Below are 26,274 nucleotides of genomic sequence, written 5' to 3'. Positions count from 1 at the left end.
AGCGAGTCCTTCCAGGGACGGCGGAGTGGCGCGGAGTCCTGCTCAGGACTTGGGCATCCACTCGATGTAGAACAGCCCGAGACCGGCCGCGGCGCACAGGCCCGCGATGATCCAGAACCGGACCACGATGGTGGTCTCGGCCCAGCCCGCCAGCTCGAAGTGGTGCTGCAGCGGCGCCATCCGGAACACCCGTTTGCCCGTCAGCTTGAAGGACCCGACCTGGATGATGACCGAGAGCGTGATGATCACGCACAGTCCCGCCAGGATGATCAGCAGCAGCTGGGTGCGGGTGGTGATGGCCAGTCCGGCGATGACGCCGCCCAGGGCGAGCGAGCCGGTGTCGCCCATGAAGATCTTCGCGGGCGGGGCGTTCCACCACAGGAAGCCGATCAGCGCGCCGAGCACGGCGGCCGCGACCACGGCCAGGTCCAGCGGGTCGCGCACCCAGTAGCAGTTGGGGCCGAGCTGGGTGGTGCAGCTGTTGCGGAGCTGCCAGTTGCCGATCAGGATGTAGGAGGCCAGCACCGCGCCGGTGGCGCCGCTGGCCAGGCCGTCGAGGCCGTCGGTGAGGTTCACCGCGTTGGAGAAGCCCACGATCATGATGAGCACCCAGACCGTGAACCCGACGATGGTGATCGACGGGCCGAAGTCCCGCAGGAACGACAGCCGGGTCTCGGCCGGGGTGATGTCGTAGGCGTTGGGAAAGCGCACCACCAGCACGGCGAAGACCGCGCCGACGATGAGCTGGCCCAGCGCCTTGGCGCCGCTGCGCAGGCCGAGGCTGCGCTGCTTGTAGATCTTGATGAAGTCGTCGAGGAAGCCGACCGCGCCCAGGCCCGTCATCAGGAACAGCACCAGCACCGCGGAGACCGTGGGCGTGGTCCACGACATCAGGTGGGCGCAGGCGTACCCGATCAGCGCGGCGATCACGATCACCGTGCCGCCCATGGTGGGGGTGCCGCGCTTGTCGTGGTGGCCGGAGGGGCCCTCCTCGCGGATGCTCTGGCCGTAACCGCGGCGGGAGAACAGCCGGATCGCCAGGGGCGTGCCGAACATCGACAGCAGCAGGGACACGGCCGCCGCGATGAGGATGTCCCTCACTGGCCGTCACCCCCGACCAGGGCGTGGGCCACGCGCTCCAGCCCGGCGGCGCGCGAGCCCTTGACCAGCACCACGTCGCCGGGGGCGAGCATGCCCTCCAGGAGGGCCGCGGCCTCCACCGTGTCGGCCGCGTGCACCACGCGGGTGGCCGGACGCGGCTGCGGCCCCGGCGGCGCGCCGGACGCGGCCTCCTCCACCGCCGTGCGCGCGCCGGCCAGGATCGGCTCGGCGTCCCGGCCGACGACGACCAGGCCGGCCAGTCCCGCCTCGCCGGCCATCCGGCCGACGCCCTCGTTCAGCGCGTCGCTGTGCTCGCCCAGCTCGGCCAGGGAGGCGACGACGGCGAAGCGGCGGCGCGGGCCCGCGAGCGCGTCCAGGGCCCGGAAGGCGGCGCGCATGGAGTCGGGGTTGGCGTTGTAGGCGTCGTTGATCACGGTGACGCCGTCCGCCCGGTCGGTGACCTCCATCCGCCAGCGGCTGCGGGGCTCGGCCTCCGACAGCTCCTGGGCGATGACGGCGACCGGCAGGCCGAGCTCGTAGGCGGCCGCCGCCGCGGCCAGGGCGTTCTCCACCGCGTGCTCGCCGTACAGGCGGAGCCCGACCGGCGCGGAGCCCGACGGGGTGCGCAGCGTGAAGGACGCGCGGCCCCGCTCGTCCACGGTCACGTCCTCGGCCCGCACGTCGGCGCTCTCGGCGCGGCCGTACCAGGTGACGCGGGCGCGGGTGCGGGCGGCCATCGCGGCGACCAGCGGGTCGTCGGCGTTCAGCACGGCCACGCCGTCGGCCGGCAGCGCCTCCACCAGCTCTCCCTTGGCCTGGGCGATGGCCTCGCGGCTGCCGAAGACGCCGAGGTGCGCGGTGCCGACGTTGAGGACCACGCCGATCTTCGGCGGGGCGATGCGCGCCAGGTAGTCGATGTGCCCGACGTTCCTGGCGCTGAGCTCCAGCACCAGGCAGCGGGTGGTCTCGTCCGCCCGCAGCACGGTCAACGGGTGGCCGATCTCGTTGTTGAAGGATCCGGGCGGGGCGACCGTCGGGCCGATCCTGGCGGCGAGGCGGGCCAGCAGGTCCTTGGTGCTGGTCTTGCCCGCCGAGCCGGTGACGCCGACGACCGTGCAGTCGGGCAGCTCCGCGCAGGCGGCGGTGGCGAGGGCGGCCAGCGCGGCCAAGACGTCGTCGACGATCACCGCGGGGGCCTCGACGGGCCGCTCCGCGAGCACCGCGGCCGCCCCGGCCGCCGCGGCCTGCGCCGCGAAGTCGTGGCCGTCGGCCCGGTCGCCCTTGATGGCGACGAACAGCGACCCCGGTTCGGCCGCCCGGGAGTCGATGACGACCGGGCCGCGCACCACCGCGCGGGGATCGGCCATGCCCGCGAGGGCGCCCGAGGTGATCTCGGCGATCCTCGCCAGCGGCAACGGGATCATGATGCGTCTTCCCTACTCTCGTCCGTGCTTCGGCGCCCGGTACGGCTCCGCCGTCCGGCGATCGCGTCGGCCACCACCTGCCTGTCGTCGAACGGGAGGACCCGGTCTCCGACGTACTGACCCTGCTCGTGGCCTTTGCCCGCCACGACGACGACGTCGCCGGAGCCCGCCCGGCCGATCGCCAGCCCGATGGCCGCGGCCCGGTCCGGCTCAATGATCACATGCGCGCGCTCCTCCTCGGGCACGCCGAGGACTCCGTCCATCATCTCGGCCAGGATCCGCAGGGGGTCCTCCGAGCGAGGGTTGTCGCTGGTGAGAATAGCCACATCCGCCAGGCGTGCGGCGGCTTCCCCCATCATCGGGCGTTTGCCCCGGTCCCGGTCGCCCCCGCAGCCGAGCACCACGGTCAGCGCGCCGGAGGTCACCTCGCGCAGCGAGCGCAGCACCGACTCCACCGCGCCCGGCTTGTGCGAGTAGTCGACGATCGCCTCGAAGCCGTCGGCGCCGGGGACGCGCTCCATCCGGCCGGGCACCCCGGCCAGCGTGCCCACGCCCGTCACCGCGGCGCGCAGCGGCACCCCCGCCTCGACCAGGGCCACGATCGCGCCCAGCGCGTTGGCCACGTTGAAGGGGCCGGGCAGGGCCACCGCGGCGTCCTCCTCGACCCCGCCCGGGCCGACGACGCGGAAGGCGCTCCCGTCGGAGCCCAGCCGCACGTCCAGGGCCCTCCACTCGGCCTGCGGGGCGCCCAGGGCGGAGAAGGAGACCGTCGGGATCTTCGCCCGGCCCAGGAGCTCGCGGCCGTGGGCGTCGTCGAGGTTGACGACGCCCACCCGGCTCATCTCGGGGGTGAACAGCCGGGCCTTGGCCGAGAAGTAGTCGTCGAGGTCGCGGTGGAAGTCCAGGTGGTCCTGGGAGAGGTTGGTGAACAGCGCGACGTCGTAGAAGACCGCGTCGACCCGGCCCAGGGCCAGGGCGTGGCTGGAGACCTCCATGGCGGCGGCGGTGACGCCCTGCTCGCGCATGAGGGCGAACAGTCCCTGCAGCTCGCTCGCCTCGGGGGTGGTCAGCCTGGGCGTGAAGCGCAGCTCCCCGGCCCGGATCTCCACCCCGCCGACCAGGCCGGCCGTGTGGCCCGCGGCGCGCAGCCCGGCCTCCAGCATGAAGGTGGTGGTGGTCTTGCCGCTGGTGCCGGTGACTCCGACGACCGTCATGCCGTCCGCGGGCCGGCCGTACACCCAGGCGGCGGCCTGCCCCAGCACGGCCCGCGGGTCCGGGACGACGAGGACCGGCAGGCCGGTCGCGACGGCGGCCCGGCGGCCCGCCGGATCGGTCAGGATCGCGGCCGCTCCCGCGGCCAGCGCCTGCGCGGCGAAGTCCGCACCGTGGGAGACGGCTCCGGGCAGCGCGACGTAGAGGTCGCCGCGCCGGACCTGGCGGGAGTCGATCGTGACCCCGGAGACCGCGGCCAGCGGCGCGCGCGACGTGCCCGAGGGGGCGCCGAGCAGGCTCGCCAGCCCGGAGAGCGGCCGGGGTGAACTGGTTGAAGGTCGCATGGACGACGGGGGACGCACGGCGAGAGCGTACCGTCCTCGCTCATTCCCCGGCGCGGATCCGCACCGTCGGCGGCTCGGTACCGGTGGGCGGGATCTTCCTGCTCTTCAGCGCGAACGTCATCACCTTCTTGAAGACCGGGGCCGCGATCTCGCCTCCGTAGTGGCCTTTCCTGGGGTCCTGGATGACCGCCAGGACGACCAGCCGCGGCTTGTCGGCGGGGGCGAAACCCGCGAAGGTCGCGGTGTAGCCGCAGTAGCCCTGGCAGGCGGCGTCGTAACGCATCGCGGTGCCGGTCTTGCCCGCCACCCGGTAGCCCTCGATCGAGGCCAGGTTGCCGGTGCCCTCCGCGCTCACGGCGGCCTCCAGCATCAGCGAGACCTCGCGGGCCGTGCGCTCGCCGACCACCCGGGTGCGCTTCGCCGGGGCGGCCGGCACGAGCGAGCCGTCGGCGCCGGTGGTGCCGGCCACGACCGACGGGGCGATCCGCACGCCGCCGTTGGCGATGGTCTGGTAGACGCTGGCGGTCTGCAGCGCGGTGACCGAGACGCCCTGGCCGTAGGCGATCGTGCAGCGCTGGCTGCCCGACCACTCCTTCCACGGGGGCAGCAGGCCGGCCTCCTCCCGGTAGAGGCCCGCACCGGGCTTGGCGCCGAACCCGAAGCGCCGCAGCATCTCGTGGAGCTTCTCGTCCCCCACCTTCTGCGCGGCGAGGATCGTGCCCACGTTGCTGGAGGTGGCGACCACCCCGGAGAAGGTCAGGCGCTCGGTGGGGTGCGGGTGGGAGTCGCGCAGCACCTTGTCGGCGCACCTGATGTCGTCCGCGACGGTGAACACGGTCTCGGGGCGCACGGCCCCCGACTCCAGCGCGGCCGCCGCGGTGATCACCTTGTTCGTGCTGCCCGGTTCGAACACGTCGGCCACGGCGCGGTTTACCCAGCTCTCCGCGGAGGTCTTCGCCCAGTCCTTCAGGTTCAGCTCGGGGGCGTTCGCGATCGCCACCACCTGGCCGGTCTGCACGTCCATCACGATGACGCTGCCGGTGCGGGCCCCGGTGTCCGCGACCTGCTCGGCGATCGCCTGCTGCGCGGCCCACTGGACGTCCCGGTCGATGGTGAGCCGCACGTCCCGGCCCTCCACCGGCTGCCGCCGGGTGCTGCGGGTCATCGGGATCCGCTGCCCGTCGCGGCCGGTCTCGATGCTCTGCTGGCCGTCACGCCCGGCCAGCAGCTTGTCGTGCACGAGCTCCAGACCGCTGAGCCCGCCGCCGTCGTCCCCGACGAAGCCGATCAGGGTGCCCGCCAGGTCGCCGCCGGGGTAGTCCCGGCGGTACTCGTGCCTGCTCCCGACCCCCTTGAAGCCGTGCGCGAGCACCTTCTGGGCGTGGATCGGGTCGACGGTCCCGATGGGGACGTAGCGCTTGCCGGTGTCGGCGATCTCCGCCGCGATCCACTCCTTCGGCTTGCCGAGCTCCGCGGCCAGCATCGCCGCCACCTGGGCGCGCTTGGCGGGCGTCACCTCCAGCGGGTCCACGAAGATCTCGCGCACCTCGACCGTCAGCGCGAGCTCGTGCCCGTTGACGTCGGTGATCGAACCGCGCCGGGCGGGGATCCGCTCCTCCTGGACGCGCTGCCTGGCCGCCTCGGCCATGTACACCTTGGAGTCCAGGCCCTGCAGCTGGACCAGGCGGCCGGCGAAGACGGAGAGCACGAAGGTCATCGCGATCAGGCCGATGCTGATCCGCCTGCCGGGGTTGCCGAGGTGCAGCACCATCGGCGCGCGCGCCGGCGGGCGGGGCGGTGCGCCCTCCCCCGTCCGCCGCACGGGCCCGCGGGGCCCGGCGGGCCCCGCGGGCCGCTTGCGGGTGGTACGCCCGGGATCGGCCGGCCCGTCGTCACGCCCGCGCACAGGACGCGGACCCGGCCGTCCGGGCGCGGGGCGGGCCCCCTCCGGGCGGGCGGGCCTGCCGGGCGCCGCGGGGCGCGGCGGCCTGCCCGGCCCGTCCGGCTTGCCCGTCCGGCTCTGCCTGCCGCCTCCGGCCGGTCCCTCGGATCCGCGCCCTCCGGCTGCGCCCTGCGCCCCGGACCCGCGCCCTGCGGCCCGGCCCTGCGCCCCGGACCCGCGCCCTGCGGCTCCGCTCCGCCCTTCCGACCTGTTCCGTCCGTCGGCTCCGGTCTGCCGCCGGTCCCGTGCCGGGCGGCCGGTCGCGTCCGCCTCCCCGGCTCCTCCGGACCGCGTGGAGCCGCCGCTCCTGCCCGTCCTGCCAGGACCGTCGGAGCGCCCCGGGCCGTCGGGGCGGGCCGGCCTTCCCCGTCCGTCCGTCCCTCCGCGCCCGCCGGGGGGCACGGGCCGGCCCGCCCCTCCCCGGGATCCGGGCCTGCCGACACCCTCCGCGCCGCCCTGCCCCTCAGGACGGCCGGGACCCTCAGGACGGCCCGGACCCTCAGGACGGCCCGGACCCTCAGGACGGCCGGGACGGCGAGGGCCGCGGCGGCCGGAGCCACCGCGGCCGGCACCGGGACCGCGACCACCGCTGTCGTTCATCGACCCGTGCCCGGCACTCGCTCCTGCCCGACGGGCGTCTGGCTCTCGCTGGCGACCCGGCCGCCGGGGAGGCCGTCGGAGTCGATCACGCGGGCGGAATCGTCGGGGACCATCCCCTGCCGGTCGGCCGCGTCGGCCACCTGGCGGGGCATCTCCAGCTGCATGTTCTCGCTCTTCTGCTTCTGCTTCTGGAGGCTGAGCTGATGGAGCTCCCTGCGCAGGTCGCTCTCCCGGATGGCGTTCTGGGCCAGGACGGTGTTCAGCAGCAGCAGAGTGACCAGGCCTCCGCAGAGCAGCCCGACCACGAGCAGCACGAAGGGAGCCCTCGGCGCGCGGCCCGACGGGGATCCCGCCTGGACCGCGGCCGCCTGAGCCGGAGCCCCCTGGGCCGCCGGCGCGACGGCGGGCGCCGCCTTGGCGGGCCTGGGCCTGCGGCCGGACGGCGTCACGCGAGGGGCGCGCGGGGCCCGCCTGTCACGGCCGGGCGCGGCGCGGCGGACGTCTGGCTCAGCTCTCGTCAACTGCCTCACGGATCCTTTCTGCCGCCCGGCACCGGGCAGAAGCCGCCCGCGGGTTGCGGGCCACCTCCTCTTCGCTCGGGAGCTCGGCCCCCTTCGTCAGCAGGGCGAACCTCGGCTGGTGAGCCGGGAGCGGGACGGGCAGCCCCGGAGGGCTGGTGTCCCGGGTTCGCGCGGTGAGGATCTGCTTGGTCAGCCGATCCTCGAGAGAGTGGTAGGCGAGCACGACGACGCGCCCGCCCAGCGTCAGCGCGTCGAGTGCCGCGGGCAGCGCCCTCTCCAGTGCCGTCAACTCCGCGTTCACCTCGATCCGCAACGCCTGAAACGTCCTTTTTGCGGGGTTTCCCCCGGTTCTCCGCGTGGCTGCGGGGATCGCCGTGCGGACGATCTCTGCAAGCCGCTTGGTAGACGTTATGGCTTCCCTGGCCCTTTCCTTGGCAATTAGGTGCGCGACACGCGGGGCGAATCTCTCCTCACCGTAATCACGGAGGATCCGGATCAGGTCGGCGACGGGATAGGTGTTGACGACGCTCTCGGCCGTCAGCTCCTCCTCCCGGTCCATCCGCATGTCCAGCGGCGCGTCGTAGGAGTAGGCGAAGCCCCGCTCGGCCTCGTCCAGCTGGGGCGAGGAGACGCCCAGGTCGAACAGGGCACCGTCGATCCTCCGGCGGCCGATCCCGGCCAGCACGTCGGCGAGCTCGTCCGAGACCGCGCGGACCAGCGTGGTCCGGCCGGCGTACGGCGCGAGCCTGACCGTGGAGCGCTCGATCGCGGTGGGGTCGCGGTCGATCCCGACGAGGTGGAGCGAGGGGTGCGCGGCGAGCAGGGCCTCGGCGTGCCCCCCGAGGCCGAGATTCGCGTCGACGACGACGGGCTCGGGCCGGTCCAGCGCGGGAGCCAGCAGTTCCAGCACGCGGTCGAGCATCACGGGCACGTGCCCGCCCGGCCCCTGAGGATCGTTCCTGTCGTTCTCGGCGTGCATCGGGCACACCCCCCCTTCGCCGCCTCGCTCGCGGATACGCGGCGGACGCTCATCGGTGTCGTGGAAGCTGCTTCGCGGGCCTCCCCCGCCGCGGGCGGAGTCCCCGGACGGGCCCGTCACACGGCGGCGAGGCGCCCCGGTCCGGACGCCGACCAGCCTCGCCCGGCCCGCGACGGGCGCGGACCGGGCGAGGCTTCTGGTGGAGCGAGGTGGCAACGCGGGGAGACGCCGTCCCGGCGCCGCCACCGCAGAGTACGGGGTTCACGAAGCGGGCTCTGACAGGCCCCCACCCCGGGGCCGCCCGGCCAGGTCCCCATCCGCACCCGCGTGTCCCCGCACCACCTGACACCGGGGAAGGTGCATCAGCTGGTGCGCGACTGGTTGCGGGTGGAGACCTCGCCGAACGACGTGTTCACCGTGAGTCGACCGCGGAATCACAGAATCCCTGGCAGCACCTCCTCCGACAGGTCGGCGAAAGCCTGCTCTTGGTCGGCCAGATAGGCGTCCCAGGCCTGCGCGTCCCAGATCTCCAACCGGGTGTTGGCCCCGATGACCACGCAGTCACGCTGCAGGCGGGCGTATTCACGCAGAGCCTGCGGGATGGTGACACGGCCTTGCTTGTCAGCGAACTCGTCGGACGCGCTGGCGAAGAGGACGCGGCTGTAGTCACGGACCGCCTTCGCGGTCACCGGCGCGGTTCGCAGAGCCTCGGTGATGCGCTGGAACTCCTCTACGGGGAATACGTAGAGGCAGCGCTCCTGGCCTTTGGTGATCACCAGACCCTCCGCCAGCTCTTCGCGGTACTTCGCCGGCAGGAACAGCCGTCCCTTGTCGTCGAGGCGCGGATGATGAGTGCCGAGGAACATCGGCCCTCACCTCCCGTGCCCAGCGGAACGCTCAGCGCTGCACTCACTCCACAGCTCAGCCCTCCACTGCGCACCACCATACTCCACTTCTCCCCACCGTCAACTGATTCCGACCCGGATCGTGCCCGAATTGGTCGATATTTCCCCAGGTCAGCCGGGGTGGGGCCGAGTGGAGCGGGCGGGCGGGCCCTCGATCGCCACGGGCGTGTCGGCGGGTGCGGGGGCGCCCGCGGCGCCCCCGCACCCGCCGAACGGAGCAGCGGGCGGGCAGGGGCGGAGCGTGTACCGGAGAGGTCGCGGATCGGCACGGGATCCGCACCCGGGATCCCCGTGAATCGAACATTCATCGCGCACACTGTGGGCCATTCACCCGAAATAGACCTCAATGACCGCATAAAGTCGCTGAGGAACCCGCGGAGACATAGGGTCGGCACTCACAATGGGAGAGGGGCCACGCCGGCCCTCGCAACACGTACCCCCGGCGCGCAACCGCCGCACCCTCATGGAGGCCTGGTGGCAGTAACCCATGACGTCTCACCTCGGCTCGACGACCTGGTGGCCACCGCGCACCGGATCCGCGAGGCGATCGAATCGGTCATCGAGGGCAAGAGCGACGTCATCCGCCTGACCTTGACCGTCCTGCTGGCAGAGGGCCACCTGCTCATCGAGGATGTGCCCGGCGTCGGCAAGACCATGCTCGCCAAGGCTCTGGCGCGGTCCATCGACTGCCCGGTGCGCCGCGTCCAGTTCACCCCCGACCTGCTGCCCAGCGACATCACCGGGGTCAGCGCCTACAACCAGCAGACCCGGGAGTTCGAGTTCAAGCCGGGGCCGGTGTTCGCCAACATCGTGGTCGGCGACGAGATCAACCGCGCCTCGCCCAAGACGCAGTCGGCCCTGCTGGAGTGCATGGAGGAGCACCAGGTCACCGTCGACGGCACGACCTACGCGCTCGACGCGCCCTTCATGGTGATCGCGACCCAGAACCCGATCGAGATGGAGGGCACCTACCCCCTCCCCGAGGCGCAGCGCGACCGCTTCACCGCGCGGATCGCGATGGGCTACCCGGAGCCCGCCGCCGAGCTGGAGATGCTCGACGTGCACGGCGCCACCTCCCCGATCGACAAGCTGGAGCCGGTGGCAACCACCGCCGAGGTCCGCGCCCTGATCGAGGCGGTGCGCGCGGTCTACGTCTCCCAGCCGATCAAGAAGTACGCGATCGACCTGGTCACCGCCACCCGCCACTCCCCCGACCTGCGGCTCGGCGCCTCCCCGCGCTCCACCCTGCAGCTGGTCCGCGCGGCCCGGGCGCACGCCGCGCTCGCCGGGCGCGACTACGTCATCCCCGACGACCTGCAGGAGCTGTGCCTGCCCGTGCTGGCCCACCGCCTGCTGCCCAGCGTCGAGGCCCAGGGCCAGCGCCGCCTGCCCGAGCAGGTGATAGCCGACCTGGTCCGCCGGGTCCCCGTACCCGAGGCGCAGGCCCGATGAGCCCGCGGGACGGGCGGGCCGACTCCCGCGGCGAGCTCCGCGGTCGGCGCGGCGGACGCGGCTGGGCGCCTCCGGCCGTCCCGCCGTGCCGGACGGTGACGTGATGACCGGGCTCAGGGCGCTCACCACGCGTGGCCGGTCCTTCCTGGCCTCCGGGCTCGCGGCGCTGGCCTGCGCCTTCTTCATCGGGGAGCACGACCTGCTCCGCGTCGGGGTGCTCGTCCTCTCCCTCCCGCTGATCGCGGCCGTGGTGGTGGCGCGCACCCGCTACCGGCTGAGCTGCGCGCGGCGCCTCGACCCGCCCCGGGCCGAGGTCGGCAGCGAGGCCTCCGTGACCCTCCGGCTGGAGAACGTCACCCGGCTGCCCACCGGTCTGCTGCTGATCGAGGACACCGTCCCCTACGCGCTCGGCGCCCGGCCCAGGTTCGTCCTGGACCGGGTGGAACCGCGGGGCGTCCGGGAGATCGAGTACCGGGTCCGTTCCGACCTGCGCGGCCGCTTCCCCATCGGTCCCCTCTCGATCCGGATCAGCGACCCCTTCGGCCTGGTCGAACTGACCCGGTCGTTCACCGTCAGCGACACGCTGGTGGTGACCCCCCAGGTGGTGGCCCTCTCCCACGTCCGCCTGTCCGGCGAGTGGACGGGCGGGGGCGACAGCCGTACCAGGAGCGTCGCGGCGGCGGGCGACGACGACATCGCGCCGCGCGAGTACCGGCAGGGCGACGACCTGCGGCGGGTGCACTGGCGCTCGACCGCCCGGTACGGCGAGCTGATGGTCCGGCGCGAGGAGCAGCAGTGGCAGAGCCGGGGCGCGCTGCTGCTGGACACCCGCAGGCACGCGCACCGCGGCGAGGGACCCCGCTCCTCCTTCGAGGTGGCGGTCTCGGCCGCGGCCTCCATCGGCGTCCACCTGGCCCACGAAGGGCTGGGCCTGCGCCTGGTCACCGACCAGGGCATCGCGCAGGACACGGCGCAGGGCACTGGGCACCTCACCGGCGCGGGGCAGAGCTGGTCGCTGCTGGACACCCTCGCCGTGGCCCGGACCAGCTCGGCGCGGTCGCTGGAGTACGGCGTCACCGCGCTGCGGCAGGGCGGCGGAGACGGGCTGATCGTGGCCGTGCTCGGCGGCGTCACCCTGGAGGAGGCGCAGTCCCTGGCCCGGCTCAGGCACGGCAACGTCACCGGCGTCGCCGTGCTGCTGGACGTGGCGGGCTGGGAGCGGCCCGAGCTCGGCGACGGCCGGGAGTACAGGGCCGCGCAGGCGGTGCTCGCCGGAGCGGGCTGGCGCATCGTACGACTGCCCGCGGGCGTCCCGCTCGCGGACGTCTGGCCGGACGCGGCGCAGCGCGGGCGGTTCGCACTCACCGGAGGCGACTCATGAGACTTCCCGTCATGTCCGGCGTGGCCACCGGAGCGGTGGCGATCGCGCTCCATTCCCTCTTCCAGGGGGGCGCCTGGTTCTGGACCAGCCTCGGGATCATCCTCGTGGTCACCGGGATCGGCGTGCTGGCCACCCGCTACACGCTGCCGTACTGGCTGGTCCCACCGGCACAGCTGACGGCCGTCTGGATCTACCTGACGGCGGTGTTCGCCGGCTCGCAGGCGTGGGCCCTGGTGGTGCCCACCAAGGACTCGGTCCTCCGGCTGGCGGAGCTGGCGGCCGACGGGTTCACCGACATCCAGCGGTTCGCCGTCCCGGTCCCCTCCACTTCCGGGATCACCCTGCTCACCTGCAGCGGCGTCGGGCTGGTCGCGATCTGCGTCGACTTCCTCGCGGTCCGGCTCCGGCGGGCCGCGCTGGCCGGCCTGCCGCTGCTGTCGCTGTTCGTGGTGCCCGCCTCGTTCCTCGACGACCCGCTCGGCTGGTGGGTGGTCGTCCTCGGCGCGCTGGGCTTCCTGGGGCTGCTGGTCGCCGACGGGCGGGAACGGGTCGGCCACTGGGGGCGGACGGTGCTGGTGCGCCGGGCGCCCTCCTTCGTCGCACCCCGTCCCGCCGACGACCCCTCCGCCCTGCGGCTGTCGGGAAAGCGGGTCGGCTTCACCGCGATCGCCCTGGCCATCCTGCTGCCCGCGCTGCTACCCACCCTGGAGCCCGACCCGCTGTTCGGTTTCGGCGTGGGCAGCGGCAAGGGCGGGGGCGGCAGCGCGATCAGCTTCCCCAACCCGGTGGCCAACCTGCGCCGGGAGCTGGAACTGCCGGCCAACTCCACCGTCCTCACCTATCTGACCAGCGACAACTCCCCCCGCTACCTGCGGCTGTACTCGCTGGACGTCTTCGACGGCGAGCAGTGGACGATGACGAAGCCGGTCGGGCGGGCCGAGGACCGCACCTCCGCGGGGCCGCTGCCCTCCGCCCCGGGGCAGGGCCCGGGCGTGCCCACCGCCCAGGTCACCACCCGGATCACGGTGAGCGAGGAGGTCAGGGACCTGAGCTTCCTGCCGCTGCCGTACCCGCCGGGCACGATCCGGATCGACGGGGACTGGCGGCCCGACCGGGAGACGCTCATGGTGTTCTCCCACTCCGACACCGCCGGAGGAGCCTCCTACGAGGTCGTCAGCGCCGAGCCCAGGCCCACGGCGGCCATGCTCAAGGCGGCGGGACCGGCCCCCGAGGCGGTCCGGGAGAGATATCTGCCGCTCCCCGACGGCCTGCCCTCGGAGATCCGGCGGCTGGCCGAGGAGGTCACCGGAGAGGGCACCACCCCGTACGAGAAGGCGATCCTGCTCCAGGAGTTCTTCACCACCAAGGGCGGGTTCACCTACAGCCTGGCCACGCAGGGCCACGACGGCTCCGCCCTGGCGGACTTCCTGCTCCGCAGCAGGTCCGGGTACTGCGAGCAGTTCGCCGCCTCGATGGCGGTGCTGGCCCGGGTCCTGGGCATCCCCTCCCGGGTCGCCATCGGCTACACCGGCGGCGGCAGCGTCTCCGGCCGGTGGAACGTGCGCACGCACGACTCGCACGCCTGGCCCGAGCTCTACTTCGAGGGCGCGGGCTGGCTCCGCTTCGAGCCCACCCCGTCGGGCCCGGTCGGGCAGGCCAGCGGCTCCCGGCCCCCCTATACCTACCCGGAGGTCCTCACCGATCGGGGTGACGAGCCGTCCGCGGCCCCCAGCGCCGGCTCCACCGGCGCGGACCCGTCGAGCGGGCCGTCCGCCGCCCGCCGCAACCCCGCGCTCGACCGCGACTTCGGCGGCGTGCCGCTCGCGGCGGACGAGGGGGTGCCGACCGCCGCGAAGGCGGGGATCGGCGCGGCGTTCGCCCTGTTGGGCCTGCTGATCCCGGCGCTGCTCGGCTGCGTGACGCGGCAGCGGCGCCGGCGCGTCTACGCCAGGCAGGCGGTGCCGCCCCTGACGCCCTCGGTGCCGGAACCGGCAGGTGTCACGGCGGTCAGAGCCGAGCACGGAACGGCGGCGGCGGTGTCCGCGGCCTGGGCGGATCTCGACGACGCCCTGTGCGACTACGGCATGGCGCGGGAGCCGAGCGAGAGTCCGCGGGCCCTGGCCCGGCGCCTGGCGCGGCAGTACGGGTTCGACGCGGAGGCGGCGGCCGCGGTGACGAGGATCGCCGCCGCGGTGGAGCGCCTGCTCTTCGCCAGGACGCCCGGCGCGACCGGGCCCATGAGTGAGGACGTCCGGCGCGTCCGTCGCGCCCTGGCCGCCACCGCGTCGCGCGGAAGGCGGATCCGGGCCGTCCTGCTCCCGCCGTCCACGCTGCTGCGGATCCGCGCGGCGGGGGCGCGGATGCTCGACGGTTTCGACCGGCTCGGGAACATCCGGCTCCGGCTCCCGGCCCGCAGGGACGCCTGACGGGGGCGGCGGGAGGAGACCTGGGGGAGGGCTCCCGGCACGTGCCGGGAGCCCTCCCCCAGGTCGGGGACAGGGCGGAACCCGGTGGTGCCGCCTGCCCGGGACCGGATCAGGAGCCCCTGCCGGAGACCGGGCCAGAAGTTTTGAACCGGATCAGGACCGGTGTTCAGGAGACGACGGACAGGGACCGGCGTCAGGGGATGGCGGAGCCACCGGGACGCCGTGGCGCGCGAAGGCGCCGGGCGAACCGTGAGCCGCCCCGTGGGGGGGCGGCTCATCCGCTGACCCGCGGAAGGCGGGAGAGGTCAGCGCTCGTCGTGGCGACGGCGCCAGCGCTCTTCCATCCGCTCCATGAAGCTCTGACGGGAGCCGCCGCGGCCCGCCGCCTTGCCTCCTCGCTGCTCGCGGGGAGCCGGGGACGATGAGCCCTCACCGAACCCGTTCATCCGCTTCCAACTGGACAGACCCCACAAGCACGCGGCGAGCATGACCACGAAACCGCCGACGCCGAGGGGGATGAGGTTGATCACAACGCCGACCATCAACAGGACGACGCCGAGGACGAAGCCGATGGAGGCCTTCACCAGACGCCGCTTGTAGTGACTGCGCGGATCACTGATCCTTACGGTATTGGCCCACTTCGGGTCCTCGGCGTAGAGGGCCTGCTCGATCTGGTCGAGCAGGCGCTGCTCGTGCTCAGAGAGCGGCACGGCGCCTCCCAAGGACAGCCCCAGGACGGGGAAAACGGTGACGGACGACACGGGGTGTCCGAACCTCGCGGTCGGTTATCCCCAGAATACGAGGCTGTAGACGTAGACGAAAGAAAACGTCCAACGTAGTCCAAACCGGAGGTGCGATCACGGCTATTCCTCCTCGGATCGGGTGCGGACGAGCGAGGCCGGAAGCACCGCGTCGCGGCCGAACCTCCGCGCCGCCCGGTCCATCGCCCGCTCGGCCTCCCGCCAGCCCGCCTCCCGCTCGCCGAGGGCGAGTTGCCGGGGGGCCGCGCCGGCGGGGAGCAGGTTCTCCACCCGCACCCCGACCAGGCGGACCAGGGCCCCCTCCATGCCGGAGGCGGCGTACAGGTCGCAGGCGACGGAGTAGAGCTCCCGGGCGACGTCGGTGGGCTCGGCCAGCGTCCGGGACCGGGAGAGCGTGGTGAAGTCGGGGCGGCGGAGCTTGACGCTGACCGTACGGCCGGCGTGACCGCCCTCCCTGAGTCTAGCGGCGACCCGCTCCGAGAGCCGGAGCAGCTCCCTGCGGATCTCCACCGGGTCGTCCACGTCCACGGCGAAGGTCTCCTCCGCGCCGATGCTCTTGTCGGGCACGTGCGGGGTGACCCGCCGGTCGTCGCGGCCCCAGGCCAGCGCGGCCAGGTGCGCGCCGGAGGCGCGGCCCAGCTCGCGCTGCAGGGTCTCCACCGGCGTCCTGGCGAGGTCGCCGACGGTCCGCACGCCGAGCCGGGCCAGGGAGCGCTCCGTGCGCTCCCCCACGCCCCACAGGACCGCCACCGGCAGGGGGTGCAGGAAGTCCACCACCCGGTCGGCGGGCACGACCAACAGACCGTCGGGCTTGCAGTGCTGCGAGGCGAGCTTGGCCACGAGCTTGCTGCTCGCCACACCCACCGAGCAGGTGACGCCGTGCTCCGCGGCGACCCGCTCGCGGATCATGGCGGCGATCCGGGCCGGCGGACCGAGCCGCCGGCGCGCCCCCGAGACGTCCAGGAAGGCCTCGTCGGAGGCTATCGGCTCCACTTCGGGGGTGAAGGTCCGGAAGATCTCCATGACGCCCCGGGACACCTCGGAGTACTTGCCGTGGCTCGGCGGGATGACCGTGGCCCGCGGGCAGAGCCGCCGGGCCCGCGTCATGGGCATCGCCGAGTGCACGCCGTACCTCCTCGCCTCGTAGGTGGCGCTGAGGACGACGCCGCGCGGGCCGGGCGCGCCGATGATGACGGGCGTGCCGACGAGCTCGGGCCGCTCCCGCAGCTCGACGCTCGCGAAGAAGGCGTCCATGTCGGCATGGAGGATCGGGCAGCCGCTGTCGTCCCCGCCGAGGTCGGAACCGGGGCGGGGCACCTGCTGTTTCCTCGACACGGCGCCATCCTATGGGAACACCCGTTCGGTGCGGGCCTCATCGGTGGCCGAGGATGTGCAGCTGGGAGGCGATGTCGCGGAGGACCGGGTGCTCGGCCGCGGCCTGCTCCAGGGCGATCAGCGCTCCGGCCGCCCCGGGCTCGCCGTCGAGCAGCCTGCTCGGCACGAGGTCTGCGAAGACGCGCACCCCGTGGACCTCGCCCGGCCGCAGGTCCGAGGCGCCGAGGAGCCGCACCAGGGACTCGCGGGTGAAACGCCGGGGCGTGGGGTCGCGGTCGCCCCAGCGGCCCTCGGGGTCGCCGAGGACCTTCAGGGCCTCGTCGAACCGGCCCGAGACGGAGCGGTGCAGCGCGGCGGCCAGCGGGTTGGCGGCCAGCACGCTGACCATGCCCCCCTCCCGCAGCAGGCGGGCCATCGCGGCCAGCGCCCCGCCGGGGTCCTCGACGTACTCCAGCACGCTGTGGCAGAGCACCAGGTCGGTGCCGTCGGCCGGGAGGAGCTCGCCCAGGTCGGCCGCGTCCCCCTGCAGCGCGCGGACGCCCACTCCCGCCTCGGCGGCGCGGCGCTCCAGCGCGGCCAGCGAGTCGGGGCTGGGGTCCACGACCGTGACGGTGTGCCCGAGCGCGGCGAGCGGCACGGCGAAACCCCCGGTGCCGCCCCCGGCGTCGACGATGTCGAGTCGGTCGCGGCCGGTCACGGCCACGCGATCGGCCAGCGCCGCCCGCAGGACGTCCCAGACGACGGCGGTGCGGACCGCCGGAGCCCCGGGCTGTCGTGAGGTGCCTACGGCATGCAACTTCCGATCGCCTCCTTCGTCGGTGACGAGCCCAGCCTACGCCGCGCCGGTGGAACCGGCGACGCGCGCGGGCGCACGCCCGCCCGCAGAAGGGGGCGAACCCCCCGCGTGCCGCGGTCCCTACAGCGCCAGAGAGGGCTTGAGCTGCTTGAACCGGGCCAGCAGTCCGTTGACGAACTGCGGCGACTCGTCCGTCGACAGCTCGGAGGCCAGGCCGACCCACTCGCTGATGACGACGCCCTCGGGGACGTCGGGCATCCAGAGCAGCTCGTAGGTGCCGCCGCGCAGCAGGTTGCGGTCGACCGCGGGCATGCGGTCGAGCGTCCAGCCCTCGGCGTAGGTGGTGATCAGCTCGTCGATGCGCGACCGGTGGCGGCACACGCCCTCGACGATCGTCGAGGTGTACTCGTTGACCGGCGGGTCGGCCCGCTCGAGCCGCTCGGCGAGCACCCGGAGCGGGTCCTCCCCGCGCGCCTCGGCCTCGAACAGGACGTCCAGCGCGCGCCTGCGCGCCTTACCGCGTGCCGACATCAGGCGCGGCCGAGGTAATCGCCGGTGCGGGTGTCGACTTTGACCTTCTCGCCGGTGGTGATGAAGAGCGGGACCTTGATCTCCGCGCCGGTCTCCAGCTTCGCGGGCTTGGTGCCGCCGGTGGAGCGGTCGCCCTGCAGGCCCGGCTCGGTCTCGGCGATGGTGAGCTCGACGGCCGCGGGGAGGTCGACGTAGAGCACGTTGCCCTCGTTGATCGCCACGGTGGCGAGCATGTTCTCCAGCAGGTAGTTGGCGGCGTCGCCGACGGCGGTGCGCGAGACGTGGAGCATGTCGTAGGTCTCGGTGTCCATGAAGACGAACTCCTCGCCGTCCATGTAGGAGAACTGCATCTCGCGCTTGTCGACGTTGGCCACCTCGACCTTGACGCCGGCGTTGAAGGTCTTGTCGACGACCTTGCCGGACATCACGTTCTTGAGCTTGGTGCGAACGAACGCGCCGCCCTTGCCGGGCTTGACGTGCTGGAACTCCACAACCGTCCAGAGCTCACCGCCCTCGAGCTTGAGCACGAGACCGTTCTTGAGGTCGTTCGTCGTCGCCACTGGTTTCTCCTGCGTACGGCCGCTCTTGGGGACGAGCAGCTCTTTGGTCGTCCGGTGTGGGAAGCTCCGGCCCGTCCTCACGCGTCATGGGCGCCTCCCCTGCGGGGGCGCCCTGAGCGCCTTGTCCCCGCAGGGTCTCTGCGGGGTCCCCTGCGGGCCCTGTCCCTGCGGCGGGCCCGGGGGGCGGATCGGTGATCGGAACTCGATCGTCTAGTCTACCGTGCCCGCACCCGCGCTCCGGCTCCGCAGGCGGACCCGCCGGACCCGCCGCAGGCCGTACGGCCCGCCCCCCGGCCGGGGGGCGGGCCGTACGGCCTGCGCGGGCCCGCTCAGACCAGGGCGGGCTCGGCGTCCCTGGAGTCCGCGTCCCGGTCTGCGGGCGCCGCGGGCGGCTCCTCCAGGGACTGCGGCGGGGCGTTCAGGACGCCCTCGTCCAGGCGCCCCTCCGACCTGGCCACCAGAACCGGGACGACCATCTGGCCCGCGACGTTGGTGGCGGTGCGGATCATGTCGAGGATCGGGTCGATGGCCAGCAGCAGGCCGACCCCCTCCAGCGGGAGGCCCAGCGTGCTCAAGGTCAGGGTGAGCATCACGATCGCGCCGGTCAGGCCCGCGGTGGCGGCGGAGCCGACCACGGAGACGAACGCGATCAGCAGGTAGTCGCCGAGGCCGAGCTGGACGCCGAAGACCTGGGCCACGAAGATCGCGGCGAGCGCCGGGTAGACCGCGGCGCAGCCGTCCATCTTCGTGGTGGCGCCGAACGGCACCGCGAAGGAGGCGTAGTCGCGGTCGACGCCGAGGCGCTCGACCGTGACGCGCTGGGTCAGCGGCATGGTGCCGACCGAGGAGCGGGAGACGAAGGCCAGCTCGATGGCGGGCCAGGCGTTGCGGTAGAAGGTGACCGGGCTCACCCTGCCGGCGAGGGAGAGCAGCGCCGGGTAGACCACCAGCAGGACCGCGAGGCAGCCGAGGTAGACGCCGGCGCTGAGCTTGGCCAGCGGGGCCAGCAGGTCCCAGCCGTAGGTGGCCACGGCCTTGCCGATCAGGCCCGCGGTGCCGATCGGGGCCAGCCGGATGACCCACCACAGGGCCTTCTGGACCAGCTCCAGGACGGAGCGGCTGAACGCGAGGAACGGCTCGGCCTTCTCGCCGGCCGCCATCGCGGCGGCGCCGATCACGATCCCCAGGAAGACGATCTGCAGGACCTTGACCTCGGCGAACGCGGTGACGATGTTGGTCGGGACGATGCCGGTCAGGAAGTCGGTCCAGGTGCCGGCGCCCTCCAGGTCCACGGCCTTGGCGCCGTCGAGGGCGATGGTGACGCCCCGGCCCGGGTCGATCAGCAGGCCGAGGCCGATGGCGACGACCACCGCGGCCAGCGAGGTCGCCATGAACCAGCCGAGCGTCTTGCCGGCGAGCCGGGCGGCCCCGTTGACGTTGCGCAGGTTGGCCACGCTGACCACGACGGCGGTGAAGACCAGCGGCGGGACGGCGAGCTTGAGGAGCTGGACGAAGGTCGAGCCGACCTGGGTCAGCGCGGTGGTGAGCCAGGCGACCTCCCCGGCGCGGGCGGCCAGGCCCAGGGCGACGCCGGCGGCGAGGCCCAGCAGGAGCTGCAGGGAGAAGGAGAATCTCTTCACGAACGTGACTTCCGAGAAAGGGCATGCCGGAGCGGGCACGGGCATGCGGGGTGAGGAAAAGGACTCGAAGGCGCGTTCTAGCGACAGAGATCGCCGTTGAGACGGCACAGGTCGACGTGGAGCCGTTCGACCAGCCGCACGGACGTCAGGGAGAACCTCACGAAGGGTTGGAACACCTCCCCCTGCGGGGGCATTCCTCCCGGCCGTGTGAGAGGGGCCACAGGACCCCGCCGTGGGGCCGGGCCCGCGGCCGGGACCCGGATCCCTCGGGCGGGTCCGGGCCCCGGCCGGGGCCGGCGGGCGCGTCAGGAGGCGAGCTCCCCGACCTTCTCGATGAGCCGGATGCGCTCGTCGTGCGTGCGGCCGAGCGGGGTGACGTTGATCGTCGTCACGCCGGACTCCCGCATCGCCTGGAGCCGGTCGCGGACGAAGCCCTCCGAGCCGATCAGCGACATCGACTCCAGCAGCTCCTGCGGGACGAGGGCCGCGGCCTCGTCCTTCTTCCCGGACAGGTAGAGCTCCTGGATCTGCTCGGCCTCCTTCTCGTAGCCGTAGCGGCGCGCGAGGTCGTTGTAGAAGTTCTTGCCCTTGGCGCCCATGCCGCCGATGTAGAGGGCGGCCATGGGCCGGCCGAGCTCCAGCCAGCCCGAGACGTCCTCGCCGATGGCGAGGCTCGCCTGGGCGATGACGTCCAGCTCGCCGAGCCCCGGGTCGCGCTTGGCCTTCCCCGCCGCGATCGAGGGCCCCCAGACGTCGGCGGCCTTCTCCGGCATGTAGAAGATCGGCTCCCAGCCCTCGGCGATCTCGGCGGCGAGCTCGACGTTCTTCGGGCCGATGGCGGCGATCACCACGGGGATGCGCTCGCGGACGGGGTGGTTGATGAGCTTGAGGGGCTTGCCGAGGCCGGTGCCCTGGTCTGCGGGGAGCGGGATCGTGTAGTGCTTGCCCCGGTGGTCGACGCGCTCGCGGCGCCAGACCTGGCGGCAGATCTCGATCACCTCGCGGGTCCGGCCGAGCGGCGCGGTGTACGGCACGCCGTGGAAGCCCTCGATGACCTGCGGCCCGGAGGCACCCAGCCCGAGGGTGAACCGGCCGTCGGAGACGTAGTCCATGCCCGCGGCGGTCATCGCCAGCAGGGTCGGGGTCCGCGAGTAGACGGGCAGGATCCCCGAGGCGATCTGCAGCCGCTCGGTCCTGGCCGCGATGTAGCCCATCTGGCTGACCGCGTCGAAGCTGTAGGCCTCGGCGACGAAGACGATGTCGAGACCGGCCTTCTCGTAGTCGGCCAGCTCGGCCACCGTCTCCTTGAAGCCCCCCGAGTAGTTCAGGGCCATACCGATACGCATCGTGAGATCGTCCTTCCGCACGCCGACGAAACCGAATGTTGTTCCGTTGTCTCCGCAACAAAGGCTATCGACTCCGCCGCCCGGCACCAACCCCCGGCGGGGCGAGTACCCTACGCGTTCCGGGGCATGGAACGCCTTTTCCCGAACGGCGGACGGACTGCGGACAAGGAGCGGTGTGCTGAAGCGGGTGATCGTCGCGGTGGTGGTGGCGGTGGCGGTTGCGGTGTCCCTGGTGCTCGGCGGGCACGGGCTGCTACCGGAGTTCGGCGGGTTCACGCCCGTGCTGGAGAGCCTGCTGCCCTGGCTGGGGACCGCCGTGCCCCTCCTGCTGCTCGGCGCGGCGCTCGCCAGATCGCGGGCCGCGGCCGCCGCGGCCCTGCTCCCGGCGGCGGTGTGGGGGGTCATGTTCGGCCCCGACCTGCTGCGCACCGCGCCGGGCGGCCCCAGCGACCTGTCCGTCGCCACGCTCAACGTGGGTGTGGTCAACGACTCCTCCGGGCTGGCCGTACGGACCGTCGCCAAGGGCCGGGACCTGTTCGCCGCCCAGGAGCTGACCCCCGGCGGCCCGGCCGCCGCGGAGCTCGACACCCTCTTCCCGCACAAGGTGCAGATCAGCACGGTCGGCCTGTGGAGCCGCTTCCCCATCGTCGAGCGGAGCCAGGCCGACATAGGCCTGGACTGGGTGCGGGCGCTGCGGGCCGTGGTGGAGACCTCCAAGGGGAGGGTGACCGTCTACGTCGTGCATCTGGCCTCGGCGCGGCCCGGCGAGACGGCCCAGCGCGACCGGACGCTGGCCCACGCCCGGCGGCTCGTCGACGCCGACGACAGCGAGCGCCTGCTGCTGCTCGGCGACCTCAACACCGCCACCACCGACCGCAAGCGCGCCGACCTGGTCCCGCCGCTCATCGACGCCCAGGAGGAGGCCGGGACGGGGTTCGGATTCACCTGGCCCGCCTCGTTCCCGGTCACCCGCCCCGACCACATCCTCTACCGGGGGCTCACCGCGACCAGCGCGGGCGTCGAGCCCGCCGCCGGCAGCGACCACCGCGCCGCGGTCGCCTCACTGCGCATGTCGCGACGCTGACGCGTCGCGGCTCGGGGGCCGGTAACCGCCGTCTTCCCTCGTCACGTGCTCGCTTCGCTGCGCGCGCTCCTCAGTCCAGACGCCGGAGCCCCCTCACTGCGCATATCGCGACGCTGACAGTCTCGCCAGGTCGGCGGGGGTGTCGATGTCGGCCGGGTCGCCCAGGTCGTCGCAGGGCACCTCGACGACCAGTTCGGGATGGGCGCGGAGGAACGGCCGGGCTCCGATGTCGCCCACGGCGAGCTCCGCGACCCCCGCGAAGTGCTCCCGGGCGATCAGCACCGGGTTCCGCCGCGCGCCGCCGTAGGTGGCGACCGCGATCGGGGCGCCGTCCAGCCCCGCCCGGACGAGCCGTCCGACCACCGCCGCCCCGATGAGCGGCTGGTCCACCAGCGCCACCACCGCGTGCCCGGCCTCCGGGGGCAGCACCTCCAGGCCGGTCCGGAGCGACGAGCCCATCCCGGAACGCCAGCCGGGATTGCGCACGGCCACGGCTCCGCGCACCTGCGCGGTCACCGCGCCGAGCACCACCACCACCGGATGGCAGCCGCCGTCGCGGAGCGTCCGGATCCCCCGGTCCAGCAGCCGTTCCCCGCCGAACTCCACCAGGGCCTTCGGCCTGCCCAGCCGCGAGCCCGCCCCGGCCGCCAGCAGCAGCCCCGCGCACACTCCTCCGCGGTCGGCCGGGTTCACGCGCCCTCACCGTGACCGCCGCCGTGCCCCTCACCGTGGATGCGGCCGGATCCCCCGGTGAGCGGCCGGCCCGTGCCTCCCCAGCGGAGCTGGATCAGCTCGGCGGCGATGGAGACCGCGGTCTCCTCGGGGGTCCGGGCGCCCAGGTCCAGGCCGATCGGCGAGCGGAGCCGCGCCAGCTCCGCCTCCGTCAGCCCCGCCGCGCGCAGGCGCTCCAGCCGGTCGGCGTGGGTACGGCGCGAGCCCATCGCCCCGACATAACCCGCGGGGGTGCGCAGCGCCACCTCCAGCAGCGGGACGTCGAACCTGGGATCGTGGGTGAGCACGCAGATCACGGTCCGCCCGTCCACCGCGGCCGAGGTCAGATAGTCGTGCGGCCACCTGACGACCACCTCGTCGGCCTCGGGGAAGCGCTTGGCCGTGGCGAAGACCGGCCGGGCGTCGCACACCACCACGTGGTAGCCGAGGAACTTCCCGATCCTGGCCACCGCGGCGGCGAAGTCGATCGCCCCGAAGACCAGCATGCGGGGCGGCGGGGCGAAGGAGTGTACGAAGACGGACAACTCGTCGAGGCGCCGCTCACCGTGCGCGCCGTACCGCCTGACGCCGGTGAGACCCTGCGCGAGCATGCCCCGCACGTCGTCGTCGACCGCCTCGTCCAGCCGGGCCGGCCCCAGCGAGCCCGACGAGCGGTCCGCCCAGACCACCCGGCGGGCCCCGATCCGGCCGGGACCCGACAGCACGGTCGCCACCGCCACCGGCTCGTGCCCGCGCACCGAGGCGGCGACCTCCCCCAGCTCGGGGAAGGTCCGCCTGGAGACCGGTTCCACGAACACGTCGAGAATGCCGCCGCAGGTCAGGCCGACCGAGAACGCGTCGTCGTCGCTCACGCCGTACCGCTGCAGGACGGGCTCGCCGGAGGCGACCACCTCGCCCGCCAGCTCGTAGACGGCCCCCTCCACGCAGCCGCCCGAGACGCTGCCCTCGGCCTCCTCGCCGAGCACCGCCATCGACGCGCCGGGCGGGCGGGGCGCGCTGCGGAACGTGGCCACCACGGTGGCCAGCCCGAAGGTCTCCCCCGCCTCCCACCAGCGGATGATCTGCGACAGCACGTCACGCACGGGCGCCTCCCAGCAGCCGGGCCAGTTCCTCGAACGCGGCCAGGCTGTGCCCCGCCACGAAGTCGTCGATGTACGGCCAGGCGGCGCGCATCCCGGCGGTGAGCGGCCGGTAGCCCTCCCGGCCCTTGTGCGGGTTCGCCCAGACCACCCGGTGCGCCGTCCGGGACAGCCGGGCCATCTGGGCCCCGAGCAGCGAGACGTCGCCGCGTTCCCAGCCGTCGGAGGCGATCACCACGGTCGCGCCCCGGGCGTCGCCGCCGCGCAGCAGTTCCCGCAGCTCCTCCCCCAGCCGGGTCCCGCCGCTCCAGTCGGGGATCGCGCGCGAGACGGCCTCCATCGCCCGGTCCGGGTCGCGGTGGCGCAGCTCGGCGGTGAGCCGGGTCAGCCGGGTGCCCGCGCTGAACACCTCGGTGGCCCCCGGCTCGGACCTGACCAGCGCGTGGGCCAGGCGGAGCAGGGTGTCGGCGTAGGGGGTCATCGATCCGCTCACGTCCACCACCAGCACGACCCGGCGGGGCCGGGTCCTCCTGGCGCGGCGGTGCAGCCGGGCGGGCTCCCCGCCCCGGCGCAGGGCCTCGCGCACCGTCCGCCGGACGTCGAGCCGTCCCCGGCGCGCCGGCCGGAACCTGCGGGACGGGCGCCGCTCGCGCCCGGTCCGGAGCAGGGCGAGCAGCCGGTGCACCTCGGCCAGCTCCGCCGCGGTCATCCCGGCCACGTCGCGGCCGCGCAGCACCTCCGCCGGGCTCGCACCGGCGGCCAGCGGCGGGTCCCCGCCGGGCTCGCCGGGGGCTCCGCCGGGCGGCGCCGTGTGCCGGGTGACGGTGACCGCCTCCTGCCGCGCGCGGCCCGGGCGCGTCCCGCCGAAGTAGGCCCGGAAGACCCGGTCGTAGCGGGGCAGGTCGTCGGCCGAGGCGCACAGGGTGGCGCGGCCCGCCCAGTACACGTCGCCGGGTCGGGCGGCGTCCAGGTGGGCCAGCGCGCGCAGCAGGCTCCGGGTCCGCTCGTGGTCGGCGGGGACCCCGGCGGCCCTCAGGCTCCTGGCGAACCCCGTCATGACCGCCACCAGCTCCCGGGGCGCCGCCTCCGGGCCCGGGGGATCCGCCGCGGCGCCCTCCCGCCGCGGACCGCCGGGGACACCGGGGACGCCGCGGGGAGGGCCGCCGGGGGCGTCAGCCGCGGGGGGCACCGAGGAGTCCGTTCCCGCGCACGGCCTCGTGGTCCTCCCGGTGCTTGAGCAGCGCGCCCAGCGTGGCCGCCGCCAGCCCCGGGTCCAGCTCGCGCGCGCCCAGGGTGAGCAGGGCCTCGGTCCAGTCGAGGGTCTCGGCGACGCCGGGCGGTTTGACCAGCCCGGCCCCGCGCAGCCGTCCGGCGGCCCCGGCGACCTGCTCGGCGAGCGTCCTGGAGCACTCGGGGAGCCGGCGCAGCAGGATCTCCACCTCGCGTTCGAAGGAGGGGTGCTCCAGCCAGTGGTAGAGGCAGCGCCGCTTGAGCGCGTCGTGCACCTCCCGGGTGCGGTTGGAGGTCAGCACCACCACCGGCGGGGTCCGGGCGCGGATCGTGCCGAGCTCCGGGACGGAGATCGCGAAGTCGGACAGGACCTCCAGCAGGATCGCCTCGAACTCCACGTCGGCCCGGTCGACCTCGTCGACGAGCAGCACGCTGGGCTGGGTCTCGACCGCCTGCAGCAGCGGCCGGGCGATCAGGAAGCGCCGGTCGTGGACCTCGCCCTCCAGCCGGGCCGCGTCGGCGCCCCCGCCCGCCTCGGCGGCCTTGAGGTGCAGCAGCTGCCGGGCGAAGTCCCAGTCGTAGAGGGCCTGGGAACCCTCCAGCCCCTCGTAGCACTGGAGCCGGATCAGCGGCGCGTCCAGCACATCGGCGAGTGTCCTGGCCAGCTCGGTCTTGCCGACGCCCGCCTCGCCCTCCAGGAACAGCGGGCGGCCCATCCGCAACGCGAGGAACGCCGCCGTCGCCAGTCCCTCGTCGGCCAGGTAGGCCCGCCGGTCGAGCAGCTCGGAGAGCTGCCCGGGCGAGGCGAGATCCGCTGCCGTGATTGTCCGCCTCAGCACGGCCTCAGGGTACGCGCCGGGGACCCCGGGAATCCAGGGTCGCGCCGCGGCCAC

General features: G+C 73.9%; 22 protein-coding genes. 4 read left to right on the top strand and 18 right to left on the bottom strand.

Annotated elements, in window-relative coordinates; genetic code table 11:
- Positions 1-42 precede the first annotated feature (42 nt).
- From mraY to mraZ, 7 genes are all read right to left on the bottom strand, one after another.
- The gene (gene mraY / locus IEZ07_RS02135) at positions 43-1,101 is read right to left on the bottom strand and encodes a phospho-N-acetylmuramoyl-pentapeptide-transferase (protein ID WP_068894159.1); all 1,059 of its coding nucleotides are present in this window, start codon (positions 1,099-1,101) and stop codon (positions 43-45) included.
- Positions 1,098-2,525 (bottom strand): UDP-N-acetylmuramoyl-tripeptide--D-alanyl-D-alanine ligase, encoded by a 1,428-nt coding sequence (locus IEZ07_RS02130; protein ID WP_191893204.1) that lies wholly within the window; start codon positions 2,523-2,525, stop codon positions 1,098-1,100. The genes mraY and IEZ07_RS02130 overlap by 4 nt, the downstream gene beginning before the upstream one ends.
- Entirely contained in the window at positions 2,522-4,081 is a 1,560-nt protein-coding gene (locus IEZ07_RS02125; RefSeq protein WP_191893203.1) for a UDP-N-acetylmuramoyl-L-alanyl-D-glutamate--2,6-diaminopimelate ligase, read from the bottom strand. Before IEZ07_RS02125 ends, IEZ07_RS02130 begins: the two co-directional genes overlap by 4 nt.
- A 40-nt stretch (positions 4,082-4,121) precedes the next feature.
- The gene (locus IEZ07_RS02120) at positions 4,122-5,849 is read right to left on the bottom strand and encodes a peptidoglycan D,D-transpeptidase FtsI family protein (RefSeq protein ID WP_465264380.1); all 1,728 of its coding nucleotides are present in this window, start codon (positions 5,847-5,849) and stop codon (positions 4,122-4,124) included.
- Positions 5,850-6,619: 770 nt separating this feature from the next.
- Positions 6,620-6,937 (bottom strand): cell division protein FtsL, encoded by a 318-nt coding sequence (gene ftsL, locus IEZ07_RS02115; RefSeq protein WP_068894163.1) that lies wholly within the window; start codon positions 6,935-6,937, stop codon positions 6,620-6,622.
- Between the two features lie 193 nt (positions 6,938-7,130).
- Positions 7,131-8,123: a 16S rRNA (cytosine(1402)-N(4))-methyltransferase RsmH gene (gene rsmH, locus IEZ07_RS02110; protein ID WP_191893201.1), complete on the bottom strand. Its 993-nt coding sequence runs from the start codon at positions 8,121-8,123 to the stop codon at positions 7,131-7,133.
- Positions 8,124-8,557: 434 nt separating this feature from the next.
- A complete protein-coding gene (mraZ, locus tag IEZ07_RS02105) occupies positions 8,558-8,989 on the bottom strand; it encodes a division/cell wall cluster transcriptional repressor MraZ (RefSeq protein ID WP_068894165.1) in 432 nt (143 codons plus the stop codon).
- Positions 8,990-9,502: 513 nt separating this feature from the next.
- Between mraZ and IEZ07_RS02100 the strand changes: the two genes are divergently transcribed.
- From IEZ07_RS02100 to IEZ07_RS02090, 3 genes are all read left to right on the top strand, one after another.
- Positions 9,503-10,480, top strand: coding sequence for an AAA family ATPase (locus tag IEZ07_RS02100; protein ID WP_191893200.1), 978 nt, complete (start codon positions 9,503-9,505; stop codon positions 10,478-10,480).
- Between the two features lie 103 nt (positions 10,481-10,583).
- Positions 10,584-11,861, top strand: a complete 1,278-nt coding sequence (locus tag IEZ07_RS02095) for a DUF58 domain-containing protein (RefSeq protein ID WP_239319311.1) — start codon at positions 10,584-10,586, stop codon at positions 11,859-11,861.
- The gene (locus tag IEZ07_RS02090; protein WP_191893199.1) at positions 11,858-14,287 is read left to right on the top strand and encodes a transglutaminase TgpA family protein; all 2,430 of its coding nucleotides are present in this window, start codon (positions 11,858-11,860) and stop codon (positions 14,285-14,287) included. Before IEZ07_RS02095 ends, IEZ07_RS02090 begins: the two co-directional genes overlap by 4 nt.
- Before the next feature lie 305 nt (positions 14,288-14,592).
- On the opposite strand, the gene IEZ07_RS02085 is transcribed toward IEZ07_RS02090, so the two are convergent.
- The 7 genes from IEZ07_RS02085 to IEZ07_RS02055 all read right to left on the bottom strand — a co-directional run bounded on the left by IEZ07_RS02085 (position 14,593) and on the right by IEZ07_RS02055 (position 21,256).
- Positions 14,593-14,997, bottom strand: coding sequence for an SCO2097 family morphological protein (locus tag IEZ07_RS02085; protein ID WP_191893391.1), 405 nt, complete (start codon positions 14,995-14,997; stop codon positions 14,593-14,595).
- Positions 14,998-15,150: 153 nt separating this feature from the next.
- A complete protein-coding gene (gene dinB, locus IEZ07_RS02080) occupies positions 15,151-16,383 on the bottom strand; it encodes a DNA polymerase IV (protein ID WP_191893198.1) in 1,233 nt (410 codons plus the stop codon).
- A 37-nt stretch (positions 16,384-16,420) separates the two neighbouring features.
- Positions 16,421-17,179 carry a class I SAM-dependent methyltransferase gene (locus IEZ07_RS02075; protein ID WP_191893197.1) on the bottom strand — a complete coding sequence of 253 codons (759 nt, stop codon included), beginning with the start codon at positions 17,177-17,179 and terminating at the stop codon, positions 16,421-16,423.
- A 120-nt stretch (positions 17,180-17,299) separates the two neighbouring features.
- Complete coding sequence (nusB, locus tag IEZ07_RS02070; RefSeq protein ID WP_068894171.1) at positions 17,300-17,710, bottom strand: transcription antitermination factor NusB; 411 nt, start codon at positions 17,708-17,710, stop codon at positions 17,300-17,302.
- Positions 17,710-18,270 carry an elongation factor P gene (gene efp, locus IEZ07_RS02065; protein ID WP_068894172.1) on the bottom strand — a complete coding sequence of 187 codons (561 nt, stop codon included), beginning with the start codon at positions 18,268-18,270 and terminating at the stop codon, positions 17,710-17,712. The genes nusB and efp overlap by 1 nt, the downstream gene beginning before the upstream one ends.
- Before the next feature lie 329 nt (positions 18,271-18,599).
- The gene (locus IEZ07_RS02060) at positions 18,600-19,910 is read right to left on the bottom strand and encodes a dicarboxylate/amino acid:cation symporter (RefSeq protein ID WP_191893196.1); all 1,311 of its coding nucleotides are present in this window, start codon (positions 19,908-19,910) and stop codon (positions 18,600-18,602) included.
- A 305-nt stretch (positions 19,911-20,215) separates the two neighbouring features.
- A complete protein-coding gene (locus IEZ07_RS02055; RefSeq protein WP_189236664.1) occupies positions 20,216-21,256 on the bottom strand; it encodes an LLM class F420-dependent oxidoreductase in 1,041 nt (346 codons plus the stop codon).
- Between the two features lie 175 nt (positions 21,257-21,431).
- Here IEZ07_RS02055 and IEZ07_RS02050 point away from each other — a divergent pair, with 175 nt between their 5' ends.
- Positions 21,432-22,340, top strand: a complete 909-nt coding sequence (locus IEZ07_RS02050) for an endonuclease/exonuclease/phosphatase family protein (protein WP_239319308.1) — start codon at positions 21,432-21,434, stop codon at positions 22,338-22,340.
- 93 nt (positions 22,341-22,433) lie between these two features.
- Here IEZ07_RS02050 and IEZ07_RS02045 read toward each other — a convergent pair whose 3' ends face one another.
- From IEZ07_RS02045 to IEZ07_RS02030, 4 genes are all read right to left on the bottom strand, one after another.
- Positions 22,434-23,033 (bottom strand): nucleotidyltransferase family protein, encoded by a 600-nt coding sequence (locus IEZ07_RS02045; RefSeq protein ID WP_239319298.1) that lies wholly within the window; start codon positions 23,031-23,033, stop codon positions 22,434-22,436.
- On the bottom strand, positions 23,030-24,154 hold the full coding sequence (locus IEZ07_RS02040; protein ID WP_191893195.1) for an XdhC family protein: 1,125 nt from the start codon (positions 24,152-24,154) through the stop codon (positions 23,030-23,032). The genes IEZ07_RS02045 and IEZ07_RS02040 overlap by 4 nt, the downstream gene beginning before the upstream one ends.
- Entirely contained in the window at positions 24,147-25,208 is a 1,062-nt protein-coding gene (locus tag IEZ07_RS02035) for a vWA domain-containing protein (RefSeq protein WP_191893388.1), read from the bottom strand. The genes IEZ07_RS02040 and IEZ07_RS02035 overlap by 8 nt, the downstream gene beginning before the upstream one ends.
- Before the next feature lie 115 nt (positions 25,209-25,323).
- Entirely contained in the window at positions 25,324-26,220 is an 897-nt protein-coding gene (locus tag IEZ07_RS02030; RefSeq protein WP_191893194.1) for an AAA family ATPase, read from the bottom strand.
- Positions 26,221-26,274 lie beyond the last annotated feature (54 nt).

The sequence above is a fragment of the Planomonospora parontospora genome (assembly GCA_014647935.1).
Lineage (GTDB): Bacteria > Actinomycetota > Actinomycetes > Streptosporangiales > Streptosporangiaceae > Planomonospora > Planomonospora parontospora.
Note: the sequence above shows the minus strand (reverse complement) of the source record. Positions and strands in the feature narration are given on the sequence as shown.

Coding starts and splice junctions, on each gene's coding strand:
- IEZ07_RS02130 (WP_191893204.1), bottom strand. CDS start 2,525: ATGATCCCGTTGCCGCTGGCGAGGATCGCCGAGATCACCTCGGGCGCC.
- IEZ07_RS02125 (WP_191893203.1), bottom strand. CDS start 4,081: ATGCGACCTTCAACCAGTTCACCCCGGCCGCTCTCCGGGCTGGCGAGC.
- rsmH (WP_191893201.1), bottom strand. CDS start 8,123: ATGCACGCCGAGAACGACAGGAACGATCCTCAGGGGCCGGGCGGGCAC.
- mraZ (WP_068894165.1), bottom strand. CDS start 8,989: ATGTTCCTCGGCACTCATCATCCGCGCCTCGACGACAAGGGACGGCTG.
- IEZ07_RS02095 (WP_239319311.1), top strand. CDS start 10,584: ATGACCGGGCTCAGGGCGCTCACCACGCGTGGCCGGTCCTTCCTGGCC.
- IEZ07_RS02090 (WP_191893199.1), top strand. CDS start 11,858: ATGAGACTTCCCGTCATGTCCGGCGTGGCCACCGGAGCGGTGGCGATC.
- nusB (WP_068894171.1), bottom strand. CDS start 17,710: ATGTCGGCACGCGGTAAGGCGCGCAGGCGCGCGCTGGACGTCCTGTTC.
- IEZ07_RS02055 (WP_189236664.1), bottom strand. CDS start 21,256: ATGCGTATCGGTATGGCCCTGAACTACTCGGGGGGCTTCAAGGAGACG.
- IEZ07_RS02035 (WP_191893388.1), bottom strand. CDS start 25,208: ATGACGGGGTTCGCCAGGAGCCTGAGGGCCGCCGGGGTCCCCGCCGAC.